15 protein-coding genes are annotated in these 11,850 nt (G+C 64.8%); 12 read left to right on the top strand and 3 right to left on the bottom strand.

Going from position 1 to position 11,850, the window contains the following annotated elements; genetic code table 11:
- Positions 1 to 66 precede the first annotated feature (66 nt).
- Complete coding sequence (locus V4558_13645) at positions 67 to 543, top strand: hypothetical protein (protein ID MES2306547.1); 477 nt, start codon at positions 67 to 69, stop codon at positions 541 to 543.
- A 6-nt stretch (positions 544 to 549) separates the two neighbouring features.
- Here V4558_13645 and V4558_13640 read toward each other — a convergent pair whose 3' ends face one another.
- Positions 550 to 1,158, bottom strand: coding sequence for a hypothetical protein (locus V4558_13640; GenBank protein MES2306546.1), 609 nt, complete (start codon positions 1,156 to 1,158; stop codon positions 550 to 552).
- Positions 1,159 to 1,419: 261 nt separating this feature from the next.
- On the opposite strand from V4558_13640, the gene mug reads away from it, so the two are divergent.
- On the top strand, positions 1,420 to 1,983 hold the full coding sequence (gene mug, locus V4558_13635) for a G/U mismatch-specific DNA glycosylase (GenBank protein ID MES2306545.1): 564 nt from the start codon (positions 1,420 to 1,422) through the stop codon (positions 1,981 to 1,983).
- 11 nt (positions 1,984 to 1,994) lie between these two features.
- Here the strand turns inward: mug and V4558_13630 are convergent, their stop codons facing one another.
- Positions 1,995 to 2,483, bottom strand: coding sequence for an SRPBCC domain-containing protein (locus V4558_13630; GenBank protein ID MES2306544.1), 489 nt, complete (start codon positions 2,481 to 2,483; stop codon positions 1,995 to 1,997).
- A complete protein-coding gene (locus tag V4558_13625) occupies positions 2,480 to 2,821 on the bottom strand; it encodes a metalloregulator ArsR/SmtB family transcription factor (GenBank protein ID MES2306543.1) in 342 nt (113 codons plus the stop codon). The genes V4558_13630 and V4558_13625 overlap by 4 nt, the downstream gene beginning before the upstream one ends.
- A gap of 125 nt (positions 2,822 to 2,946) precedes the next feature.
- On the opposite strand from V4558_13625, the gene V4558_13620 reads away from it, so the two are divergent.
- From V4558_13620 to V4558_13575, 10 genes are all read left to right on the top strand, one after another.
- On the top strand, positions 2,947 to 5,640 hold the full coding sequence (locus tag V4558_13620; GenBank protein MES2306542.1) for a DUF5916 domain-containing protein: 2,694 nt from the start codon (positions 2,947 to 2,949) through the stop codon (positions 5,638 to 5,640).
- The gene (locus tag V4558_13615) at positions 5,637 to 6,362 is read left to right on the top strand and encodes a hypothetical protein (GenBank protein ID MES2306541.1); all 726 of its coding nucleotides are present in this window, start codon (positions 5,637 to 5,639) and stop codon (positions 6,360 to 6,362) included. The genes V4558_13620 and V4558_13615 overlap by 4 nt, the downstream gene beginning before the upstream one ends.
- A gap of 3 nt (positions 6,363 to 6,365) precedes the next feature.
- Positions 6,366 to 6,794 (top strand): Gmad2 immunoglobulin-like domain-containing protein, encoded by a 429-nt coding sequence (locus V4558_13610; GenBank protein MES2306540.1) that lies wholly within the window; start codon positions 6,366 to 6,368, stop codon positions 6,792 to 6,794.
- Between the two features lie 34 nt (positions 6,795 to 6,828).
- Positions 6,829 to 7,254, top strand: a complete 426-nt coding sequence (locus V4558_13605) for a hypothetical protein (protein MES2306539.1) — start codon at positions 6,829 to 6,831, stop codon at positions 7,252 to 7,254.
- A 164-nt stretch (positions 7,255 to 7,418) separates the two neighbouring features.
- Entirely contained in the window at positions 7,419 to 9,320 is a 1,902-nt protein-coding gene (gene asnB, locus V4558_13600) for an asparagine synthase (glutamine-hydrolyzing) (GenBank protein ID MES2306538.1), read from the top strand.
- A gap of 34 nt (positions 9,321 to 9,354) precedes the next feature.
- Entirely contained in the window at positions 9,355 to 9,789 is a 435-nt protein-coding gene (locus V4558_13595; protein MES2306537.1) for a DUF3830 family protein, read from the top strand.
- A gap of 146 nt (positions 9,790 to 9,935) precedes the next feature.
- Positions 9,936 to 10,295, top strand: a complete 360-nt coding sequence (locus V4558_13590) for a hypothetical protein (protein ID MES2306536.1) — start codon at positions 9,936 to 9,938, stop codon at positions 10,293 to 10,295.
- Between the two features lie 56 nt (positions 10,296 to 10,351).
- Positions 10,352 to 10,849, top strand: a complete 498-nt coding sequence (locus tag V4558_13585) for a hypothetical protein (protein ID MES2306535.1) — start codon at positions 10,352 to 10,354, stop codon at positions 10,847 to 10,849.
- A gap of 125 nt (positions 10,850 to 10,974) precedes the next feature.
- Positions 10,975 to 11,394, top strand: coding sequence for a hypothetical protein (locus V4558_13580; protein ID MES2306534.1), 420 nt, complete (start codon positions 10,975 to 10,977; stop codon positions 11,392 to 11,394).
- Between the two features lie 10 nt (positions 11,395 to 11,404).
- Entirely contained in the window at positions 11,405 to 11,839 is a 435-nt protein-coding gene (locus V4558_13575) for a hypothetical protein (protein MES2306533.1), read from the top strand.
- The last annotated feature ends 11 nt before the right edge of the window (positions 11,840 to 11,850 follow it).

Raw genomic sequence — 11,850 nt, 5'->3', positions numbered from 1 at the left:
GGCGGGACGACGACCAGTTCGGCGTCCCGCCAAGGCACCGCATCATCTCACGCGGAGCACCACTCCATGAGTCCTGCAGTCCCAACTCCCCAATCCCCAGCAGAGCGACGCGCGGCCGAGGCCGAATTGAAGGCGCTCCTCGCCAGGATCGCTCCCGACCATCAAAGGCTCGCGGCCGCGGTACGGAAGTTCGTGCAGAAAAGACTTCCTACGTCGCAGGAACTGGTTTACGAATACGCCGACAGTGTCGTGCTCAGCTTCACGCCGAACGGGCAAGGGAAGGATGGCGTGGTTGCCATCCGCGCAAGCGCGGACGAAATCAGGCTCTACCTGAGTGGGAAGGGGTTGCCGGATCCCCAGAAATTACTGAACGGGGCGGCAACGACGCGATGGATTGTGGTGGAGGGTGCCTCGACGCTCACTCAGCCGGCAGTCACGGCGCTGATCGAGGCCGCCATCGCACGCAACAAGCTCCCGTACCCCACCACCGGCATCGGGTCGGTGGTGGTTCGTGCGACAACTGCGAGCAAGCGTCGGGGGTAGGCCGGCTCACGGCCCCGTGTAGGTGAGCCGCATCGTCGGAATCGCCACATCGGTTGCAATCGCGGCGTGACGCGTCGTCGCGCCACCGCCAGCGGTCACGTCAAAGCGCACGTGCATCGTCTCGATGGTGCAGGTCATGTTCGCCGACGGATTGGGCACTGGGCAGGCGCTGGTCGGCGCATCTGACGTGAAGGAGATGGTGCCGTTGTTGCCGTTCCACTGCGTCACCGCACCGCCGTTCGCGACGTTGAGGAAGAGCGCGTTGACCGCGCCAGTGCCGATGGGCCCAGACACCGTGGTGGGCGCCGTCGCCGTCTGGTTCTGCGCGAAGCCGCTTACTTCCATCACACTGGTCAGCGCCTGGGGGTCGTCCATCCCCACGACGTTCCAGGTCGAGAACGACCCGGTCGCGCGCTCGATGACCCGGTGGATGCCGACGAAGTAGAGCGGTGCCGTCGTGAGATCGGTGGTGACGTTGATTCGCGTCGCGGTGATTCCGGCCGTCAGTACCTGGAACGTGGAATCGAGCAGTGACTTGAGCGAACTATTCCCGGGATTCGCCCCGACGACCACCTGGCCCACACTGTCGAGCGCCGAGACCTGTCCCGGCGTCAACAGGAACGAATCGCCGGTGGGGGGCTGGTGTGTCTCATCCGTTGGTCCGTTGGGCTGGAAGAGCAGCCGAGGGCGAGGGCGGCGGTTGCGGCCATCGCACCGCGAACAGCAAGATTCTTCCATGAAGGGCGATTCGAGAACATGATGGCTCCAGAGGACGGGTCTGCGGCGGTATGTATCGTATCTCCGAGGGGACCCGACTAACGCCGGTGGCGTCACATCATGCGGGCTCATTGCAGGCGGAGCGTGAGGAGGATGGCCGTGGCAGAACGTCGCCGACCCACCAAAGCAGAACTTCAGGCAGCAGTCCACCGCCGGCTACCCGACCTGATCGCGCCCAACCTGAGGGTGCTCTTTTGCGGCACCAACCCGGGGCTCTACTCGGCGGCGCTCGGCCAGCACTTCGCCCGCCCCGGCAATCGCTTCTGGAAGGCGATGCACGCATCGGGCTTCACCCGCCGTCTCCTGTTGCCCGAGGAGAGCGGGGAACTACTGGAACTCGGACTCGGGCTGACTGACCTCGTCGCCCGCGCTTCGGCCGGTGCCGATGAGCTGACGCGGGAGGAACTTGTCGCCGGGCGCCGTCGGCTGCAGCGCAAGGTGGCCAGATACCAGCCCCGCTGGGTCGCCATCCTTGGCATCAGTGCCTACCGGATCGCCTTTGCGAAACCGGCCGCCACGCCAGGGCATCAGCCGGAACTCATCTCGGGCGCCCGGCTCTGGGTCTTGCCCAATCCGAGCGGATTGAATGCTTCTCACCAGCCAGACGCCCTTGCCGAAGCCTTTCGAAGCCTTCGGCTCGCTTCGGCCGTTACCTCGAGGTAGCGCGGCGGGCGCTACTTCATCGCCATCACATGCCCCACGAACTGATCCACGGCGATCTCGGTCCCCTCATAGAAGCCCGACGTCTTGTTGGTCTCGAAGTCTGCTTCGTTCCGATGCAATGCCGTGAAGACGTAGCGGGTCCCGGTGCCCTCAGCGTTCATCGTCATGATTCCGGTGATCGGCACATCGTCGAAGACGGCCGGGCGATAGCCGGGGAAGAGCATCGAGGTCCAGACCAGGCGTTCCATCGGCACGACGTCGAGGACGCAGCCGAGGTTGGGGATATCGGGGCCGTCACCGACAGCAATGTCGATGGCGAAGATGCCGCCCGGTCGCAACTCCATTTCGGCCCGTGCCACGCGCCCCCAGGCCTTGGGCATATACCACTCCTTGATATGCTCCGGTTGCGTCAGCGCCTCCCAGACGAGCCGCGGGGGCGCGTCGATGAAGCGTTCGATGGCGAAATCGCGTGCGGGATTGAAGGCGAACTGGTTGCTCATGACCTGGATTCCTTTTCCTTGAGGTGTTTGACGTGCTGGTCGAACCGGTCGAGCCGGGCTTCCCATTCCTTGCGACGCGCGACGAGCCACTCTTCGGCGACCTTGAAGCGTTCGGGCGCGAGCTCATAGGTCCGCACCCGGCCGCGCTTGTGTGACTTCACCAGGCGGCTCGCTTCGAGGACCGAGAGGTGCTGCACGAACGACGGCAACTGCATATCGAACGGCGCCGCCAGGTCGCTCACGGTGGCCGGCCCCGCCGAGAGTCGTTCGAGGACTTTGCGCCGAGTCGGGTTGGAGAGGGCGTGAAACACGTCGTCAGTGACTGCGGCTTGAACCATGTCCGACACCGTCCAGTGGCTGGGGTGGTCCGATCGTCCTCAGGGGAGTCTATCAGCCGGGAATACTTCTGTAAAGGCCTAAGTATCAAGGGGCCCCTTTCCGGACTCCCGGTTTCGAGCCACTTTTGCCCCCTGACGCGCTGATTCTCACCCTGAAAAACTCAAGGCAGACCACCCTGACCATTTCGTCTTTCATCACGCGCTGCGCCCTGACCGCCTTCCTTCTGGTGGCCGCAGCGCACGCTCTCGTCGCGCAATCGCCGCGCAAGTCCACTCGAGCCTCGCGGCTCACGGGGGCGCCGCCACAGATCGATGGCGTCCTCAATGACGCGGCCTGGGCCGCGGCGCCCGTCATCTCGGATTTTGTGCAGAAAGATCCCGATGAGGGGAAGGCGCCCACGGTGGTGACGCAGGTCCGGTTGCTCTACGACAACGACGCGCTCTACATCGCAGCGCGGATGCTCCGGCCGGACGCCAGGGCGATTCGCCGATCGATCAGCCGGCGCGACTCCGATAGCGATGCCGAAGTCTTCACGGTGTCGCTCGACCCGTACCATGACAGGCAGACCGGATACTCCTTCTCGATCAACTCCGGCGGCGTACGCGGCGACTTCTATCATCCGCAGGATCAGGAAGGCGGGCGGGAAGCGCAGTACGATCCGGTCTGGAGCGCGCACTCCCGCGTCGATGATCAGGGGTGGTCTGCCGAAATGCGGATTCCGTTCTCGCAGTTGCGCTTCAACGCTGGCGAGGGCCAGGTCTGGGGACTGCAGCTCACGCGCAATCTCCCCGACAAGAACGAACGGAACACCTGGGTCCTGATCCCGCGCGACGTGGCGGGTTTCTTCTCGCAGTTCGGGCAGCTCGATGGCATCAGCGGGATCCCCACGTCGCGACGGCTGGAATTGCTCCCCTACGTCACGGGCGGGCTGACCTACCGTGCCAACGCCAATCCGGCCAACCCGTTCGAGCAGAAGGCTACTGGTCGTGTCGGCGGTGATCTCAAGATGGGGCTGGGCCCCAACCTGACTCTCAACGCGACCGTGATGCCGGACTTCGGCCAGGTCGAAGCCGATCCGGCGGACGTCAACTTGACGGCGTTCGAGACCGTGTTCACCGAACGGCGGCCGTTCTTCACCGAGGGGGCCGAAGCCCTTGCCGGCCTGGCGCAGAATTTCATCAACCGGCCAGTCTACTTCTACAGTCGGCGCATCGGGGCACCACCGCGAGGCAGCACCAGCGGCGACTTCATCGATCAGCCGGTCAACACCGACATTCTCTCGGCCGCCAAGGTGACGGGGCGGCTCAAGTCCGGGCTCTCCGTCGGCGTGCTCGCGGCCGTGACGCCGATGGAGCACGCGCGCTCCTACGATTCGCTCGCCGACCGGATTGATGCGGTCGCCGTCGAGCCGGCAAGCTCCTTCGCCGTGGTGCGGCTGCAGCAGGACTTCGGCAAGCAGCAGTCGAACGCGGGGATCAACCTTACCCACGCGCACCATTTTGTCGACGAGCGTGGCGGTCTGCAGGACATCCTCTCCCGCGATGCCTTCGCCGGGGGCATGGACTTCAAGCTCCGATCACAGCAGGGGAAGTACGAGTTCACCGGCTTTGTCGGGGCGAGTTATGTCGAAGGAGACTCGACGGCCATCGCGCGATTGCAGCGCGGCAGCGCCCACTATTTCCAGCGACCCGATCAGGATCACATCCGGTTCAACCCGGGCCGGACCTCGCTCAGCGGTTACACCGCGTCGCTGCGCCACGACAAGAACGCCGGCTATTCGTTCTGGGGCATCCAGCTCATCGCCCGTTCTCCCGGCTTCGAGATCAACGATCTTGGCCGGATGCAGACCGCCGACGACATCGACTTCAACGCCGACTTCGGCGTGCGCAATGCGAGGCCGAAGAAGTCCTACCGCTTCTACAGTCTCAACTGGGCCACGCGCGCGGGATGGAACTTCGGCGGCATCCGCCAGTACTCCAACCTCGGCCTCAACACCAGCCTCACCTTCAACAACTTCACGCGGGCGTCGCTCAACTTTGCCTACAACATTCGCTCCCTGAGCGATGTCCTCACTCGCGGCGGCCCGCTGATGGGAACCCCGAACTCGTATAGTCTCTCCAGCGGCTTCAACAGCCGGCCGAACATTCCGGTGACCTGGAGCGTCAACCTCGCCCACACCGACGACGAACTCGGCGGCTGGTCGTGGACTGCGCGATCAACGTTCAGTGTGCGCCCCGGTGCGCGCTGGCAGGCGTCAGTGGATCCGACGTATACGCGATCGGCCGACGCCAGGCAGTACGTCACCACCAAGAGCGGCGGCTCGGCGGCGACCTTCGGCAGCCGCTACACCTTTGCCTTTGTCGACCGGAGTCAGCTCTCGGCGCGATTCCGGCTCAACTATGCCGTCACACCCAACTTCACGGTGGAGGCATACGCGGAACCGTTTGCCGCGAGCGGCAAGTACTCGAAGTTCGGCGAGCTCTCGGCGCCGCGGAGTCGCCAGCTGCGCGGATACGGGGAGGCGGGAACCGGCACTGCGATTGTCCGCAACTCCGACAGCTCCTATACCGTGACCGATGGGGCCCAGAGCTTCTCGCTGCCCAATCTTGATTTCAACCGGCTCTCTTTCCGGTCGAACCTGGTGCTGCGGTGGGAGTGGCTCCCGGGAAGTACGGGGTATCTGATCTGGCAGAACAACCGCCAGACCGCGACGCCTTACGGGACTCTGGTAAATGCCGGCCGTCTGATCGATGCGCTGAGCGGGGGCGGGGATAACTTTCTGGCGCTGAAAGTGAGCTACTGGATCGGGGTGAAGTGACGGGCTCACTGGAATGGCACACGGAGCTGACCATGCACGATGCGCCGGGGTCCCGTCGGGATTTCGTGAAACAGGCCGGCCGCGCTGCGTCGGCGGCCGCGCTCGGTAGCACGCTTGCTCCGGCGCTTGCGACTGCGGCCGAGCCTGCCGCCGCTCCGGCGACAGGCTGGGATCTCAGCTGGCTCGCGCGGCTCAAGCCCGCCACTGATCGCGCCGTCTTCGACTGGCCCTCGCTGGGGAATCCCGCCGATCCGATCATGCTGGAGCTTGCCGAGCGTTACCTGGCGAACTGCGCCACCGCGTATGGCGCCCAGCGCTATGACGCGCGGATCGTGATCAACATCCGCACCCAGGCGGTGCCTGCGGCGCTCGACGATGCAATGTGGCAGAAGCTGGGGCTGGGCGTCGAGTACAAGACCCAGGATCCAGCGACAGGGCAGCCCGCGGAGCGGAACCCGTTCTGGTATCGTGCGCCCGACCCAGCGCCGGGAGTGACGCTGCCCAGTCTCGGCGGGTTGCAGGCTGGCGGAGCGATCATTCTGGTCTGCGATTTCGCGCTGACCAATCTCGCGAAGCGGCTCGCGGCCAAGGCAGGTGTGACGGCCGACGAGCTCCATACCACATTGCGGGCGCATCTCGTCCGCGGTGCGTATGCGGTGCCATCGGGAATCTTCGGTCTCGCCCGCGCGCAGAATGCTGGCTGCGCGCTGGTACACGTGTAGGCAATGGAAGTGCGTATCGTGCGTCACTGTCACGCGAGCATCATGGTGCCGCTGCTGGCGCTCCTCCTGATGGGCTGCCACCGCGAAGTTGTTCACGCACCCGCCGCGATTGTGGACCGCATCGAGCTCCGGACGCCGCTGCCGGAGGCGTTGCTCTCGAGCCCGCTCACGGTGGAAGGGAAGGCGCGGGGCCCCTGGTTCTTCGAGGCGTCGTTTCCCGTCTATCTCCTCGATGCCAAGGGTGACACCATTGCCGCAACCCCGGCCCATGCAATCGGCGAATGGATGACCACGGAATTCGTGCCGTTCAAGGCGACACTCTCCTTCAGTCTGCCCGCCTCAAAGACCGGAACGCTGATCCTGTCCAAGGACAATCCATCGGGGCTGCCGGAACATGCGGCGGAACTCCGCGTTCCGGTGCGGTTTCAGTAGCGGCGCTCTGATACCCGTTTCTTCGGAGGCAGGAATGAAGGCATCCTCGCTCTATCGTATCGCTGCCGTGCTGTTGGTTCTGTTTGCGATCGGCCACATGCTCAGTTTCAATCAGATTGATCCCGCCTGGGGAGTCGACGCGCTGCTCGCCTCGATGCGGTCGATTCACTTCGAGGTCCAGGGATTCAACCGCAGCTACTGGGACTTCTTTCTCGCGGCCGGATTCACGGTCGGGGTCTATTACGTTTTCGCGGCAATACTGGCCTGGCAGCTGAGCGGCCTCTCCGTCGCGACCCTGGCGCAGCTGCGCGGCACGACCTGGGCCTTCGCCATTTCGTTCGCTGCCATCGCCGCAGTGAGCTGCCGGTATCTCTTTATCATCCCCATCGCGTTCTCGGCCCTGATTGCGATCTGCCTGACGGCGGCGGCGTGGCTGTCGGGGAAGCAGCTTGCCTCCTGACTTGGTTGCGCCGCGCAGACTTAGGGTGGGCACTATTCCATTGTCGGCTACACGTGGCGCCACTGAAATTTGTGGAAGGGAGGGTGGAGTTTGCCCGAGGCCTATCTTTATCATAGGCCACCGGTTCCGGTCAGCCACCGCCAACGCCAGTCGAGGGTGATCCCATGTGCGGCATTGCGGGACTGTGGCGCCGGCGTGGCTCTGATCCTGCCGACGGCAGCCGTGTCGAGCGGATGGCCGCGACGCTCTATCACCGTGGTCCCGACGATCACGGCTTCCTTCTCGCCGATACCACCTCGGGCCGCTCCTCCGCCGGGCGATCGGTAGCGGCATCGTTCCTTCCCGACCTGCTGCTGGCCAGTCGTCGCCTCTCGATCATCGACCTCGGTCCGTCGGGGCAGCAGCCGATCGCCAATGAACGCGGCGACATCTTCGTGGTGTTCAACGGCGCCATCCACAATTTTGTCGAGCTGCGCACCGAACTCGAGTCGCTCGGCCACACCTTCCGCTCGGCCACCGATACTGAAGTGATCGTCCACGCTTATGAGGAGTGGGGCGAAGCGTGTACCCGGCGCTTCAACGGGATGTGGGCGTTCGTGCTCTGGGACAGCCGCCGCGGTGAACTGCTCTGCTCGCGCGACCGGTTCGGCATCAAGCCTCTCTTCATCGCGTGGCACGGCGACACCTTCTACTTCGCCTCCGAAGTGAAGGCGATCCTCGCTGGCGGTGAGGTCCCACCGACGCCGGATCCCGCATTCGTGAGGCGGTACCTCACCTTCGCGTGGTCACCTGACGGTCGGGGCAGCGCGTTTGCCGGGATTGCGCAGGTGCCCGCCGCTCACAATCTGGTGATCACGCGCGACGGTGTGCGGGAGAGTCGTTACTGGTCGTGCGCCGACCAGTCGGAAGCGTACGACTATCGGGATCCCGCGGCCACCTTCCGCGATCTGTTCCGTGACGCAGTCCGCGTCAGGCTGCGCTCCGATGTTCCCATCGCGCTGTTGCTCAGCGGTGGACTCGACTCCTCCTCAATTGCCGTGCAGGCCCGATCACAGGGTGTGGGCGGAGCGATGCATGCGTTCACGGCGACATTCCCCGGGTTCGAACAGGACGAGAGCCAGCACGCGACACTGGTCGCCGCAGAAACAGGGATGCCGCTGCACTGCGTCGAGTACCAGCCGGCCAACTTTTTCGACGACCTCGGCCACCTCGCGCACCACCTGGATGCACCACCACACCGCTCGCAGGAACTGGCGCGATGGGCGCTCCTGAAGGCAGTCGCGGGCCATGCATCGGTGGTTCTGGAAGGGCAGGGTGCCGACGAGGTGCTCGCTGGTTACCCGGACCTCTACGCCCGACCCTACCTGCACGCCGAATTCGAAGCGCTTCGGCCGTGGAACTTTCCCGTGAGGGGAGCACGGATGGTTTCCGCATGGCGGCTGCTCAACCGGCTCGAGGGCCGCCCCCTTCTCGAGTCACTGCATCTCAGGAAACGGCCTCAGGCGCCGCCCGAACTCTCGCTTCTGTCGCCCGCCTTCGCGTCGTCCACCGACAAGGGGAGCTGGCCGGTTCCCGATGCGTTCGGAGACCCGCTCACTCAGGCGCTGTACCGTGACACCACGCTGAGGATTCTCCCAGGTCTCCTGTACTACGGCGATGTGATCAGCATGGCGCATTCGGTCGAGTCACGCTTGCCTTTTCTCGATCACCGGCTGGTCGAATTCGCGTTCGGTTTGCCGTTCGACCAGAAAATGCGCGGTGCGCGAACGAAGTACGTGATGCGGCGAGCATTTGCACACGACCTGCCGCCGGCAATCCTGGCACGCCGCGACAAGGTGGGGTTCGGTACTCCCGTGGGCCGGTGGCTGCAGTTGCACCTGCCGGCGATTCGTGAGGTGCTGACCTCGCCCCGCACGACTGCGCGGGGTGTGACCGATGAGGGTGCGGTCGCCAAGTGCCTGAGCCGGTTCGAGGCCGATGGTTCCGAACGAGATCAGCTCTTCCGGTTGATCGCGCTCGAAACGTGGTATCGTTGCTGTGTGGATGGCGAGCGCACGCCGGGATGAACCTGGCGCATCGCCACTTTGACAGGAACCCGCGATGACATTCCTTACGGTTCGCATCGGCTCCCACTCATTCGCAGCCGTGCTCGAATCCGAACGCGCGCCACGGACGGCCGCCGCGTTCCTCGCTCGCCTTCCCTTCGCAGGCCAACTGGTTCAGGCGCGGTGGAGCGGGGAAGCCGGCTGGATTCCGCTCGGCGACTACGATCTCGGCGTCCCCAGCGAAAACGCCACGAGTCACCCGACCGCGGGCCAGGTCCTCTGGCACCCGCCGGGAGTGAGCGAGGCGGAGCTGCTGGTGCCGTACGGACAGACTTCGTTCTCGAGCAAAGTTGGCCAACTCGCCGGGAACCATTTTCTGACGATCGTTGATTCGGGAGAAGGCCTCGCCGGGGTGGGCCGCAGGTTGCTCTGGGAGGGGGCGCAGGAGATTTCGTTTGCGCTGGCCGAGTCAGGGCCGGGAGAGAACTGACACTGCCATTCACCCCATACCACTTCGGTCCGGGCCTGCTGATCAAGGCTGTCGCGCCGAGTCGCTTTTCATTTGCGGCGTATGCTGCGACGCAAGTCGTCATCGACCTCGAATCGGGGTACTACCTGTTCTCGGGGCAGGTGCCGGTGCATCGGACCCTGCACACCTTTCTGGTGGGCGGCGTTGTCGGCGTAGTGGTTGGAGCGGGGAACAGCATCGTCGGGCGCCGCTGCTTTGGCAGCACGGTCGCGCGCGCCGGCAGCGTGCTGCAGTATGAGTTCCACCTCCGGCCATCGCTCTGGGGTGGACTCATGGGCGGGCTGCTGCACTCGCTGCTCGACGGCATCATGCACGCGGACATCCGCCCCTTCAGGCCACTGACCCAGGCAAATCCACTCTACGGTGCCGTCGCCTTGCCGGCGCTCCATCTCGCTTGCATTCTCTGCGGAGTGATCGGCGCTGCGTGGCTGGCCCAAGCCAGGTACTGGCGGGCTGGTGTCACCTAGACAATCCCGGTAATGTCGACGAGTCCGCTATGAGGTGGCACGTGCTCAAGCATCTGATGTGTGTTCTTGCAATCCTCGGTACGCCGGCTGGCCTCTCCGCACAGGCGCTCCATCCCGACTCGCTTTTCCCGCGACTCATCGGGCGGTGGGTTCTCAGGGGCACCATCGCGCGTCAGGCTACGGTCCACGACGTGACCTTCGCGTGGATGCTCGGTCGCGAATACGTGCAGATGCACGAGGTGTCCCGTGAGCGCACCGCCAACGGCACGCCAGCATATGAGGCCGTGGTGATCTTCGGCCGGGATCCCAAGTCCGGCGAATACGCCTGCCTCTGGATGGACAACACCGCTGCCGCAGCATTTCCTCCCGAGGGCACCGGCCGGGGCGCGGTTGCAGGGGACTCGCTCCCGTTCCTCTTTCTCGATGCCGGGAAGCCGAGCTTCCACACCACCTTCGTCTATCGGCGCGCGAAGGATGCCTGGGAGTGGCATATGGACAATGACAGTGTCGGGGTGCTCAAGCCGTTCGCGCGAGTCACCCTGACGCGACGATAGACATGATCCCCCGGCGGCCGGAACGACAGAGGTACTTCCTGAAGCACACCGTTGTCCTGGTCGCGCTGGTGTGCGTGGCCGGGTGCGAGGGCACCAGCCGCGCGGTCCGCAGCCAGGATACGCTAGTGGCCAGCACGTCCGTCGACTCAAGCTTCCGGAATGTCCCGGACTCGGCGTGGGTGGCGGTCGACGGCCCGACGCTCATTGCCTTCTACCCCGTGGTCTCCAACGACTCGCTCACGGCCGACGCGGGCCTCGCCACTGCCCTCGATGACCTCTCGTACCATATCGGCACGGCGATGGACTCCCTCATCGCTGCGGGGTTCACAGTGCAGTATCGCGGTGGAGATACGCTCTGGCTGCGCACCGCAACCCGTCGCTCGCGCGTGCTCCGGTCAACCGACAGCGCGACTGTGGGATACCTCTTTGCCGATCCCGCTGGACACCTGGCGCTGGTCTACGGCGTAAGGGGCTACACTGACCTGATCGCCGATGCCCACGAATTCAGCCGGACCGGCGCCGTTAGCCGGCTTTCGGCTCGCTGAGGGAGGTTGTATGAAATTGCTCATCGGGCGAATGGCCCTTCTCGTCGCCATGGCATCGCTTGTCGCGACGCCGCGAGTCATCGCTCAGGCACCGCCAACGGCGCTCGGCCACCAGGTCGGCCTGACGCCACTCCGTCTCGCACTTCCCGTGGGACTCCCCGCGGCAGAGCGCATTCGGGGAACCACCGAAGGAAGTGCAACCCCTGTTGCGCCCGGGTTCGCCAACAGGGCGAGCCATGCCCGCGCCGCTGCTCCCGTGTCGGCCGGTCGCCTGCTCCTCGGCGCGCTCATTGGCGGTGCCGCAGGCGCTGGCATCTGCACCTGGATCGCCAACGATATCAAGGATGTCAGCAACCGGTTCGTTGGCTGCACGACCAAAGGGTACGTCTTGTCGATCGGTGCGGGCGCCGCCCTCGGAGCGCTCCTGGTCGTCCTGATACGGTAACGGGGGTTTCC

Source organism: Gemmatimonadota bacterium, assembly GCA_040388535.1.
GTDB lineage: Bacteria > Gemmatimonadota > Gemmatimonadetes > Gemmatimonadales > GWC2-71-9 > Palsa-1233.
This window is presented reverse-complemented; position numbering and strand designations above follow the sequence as displayed.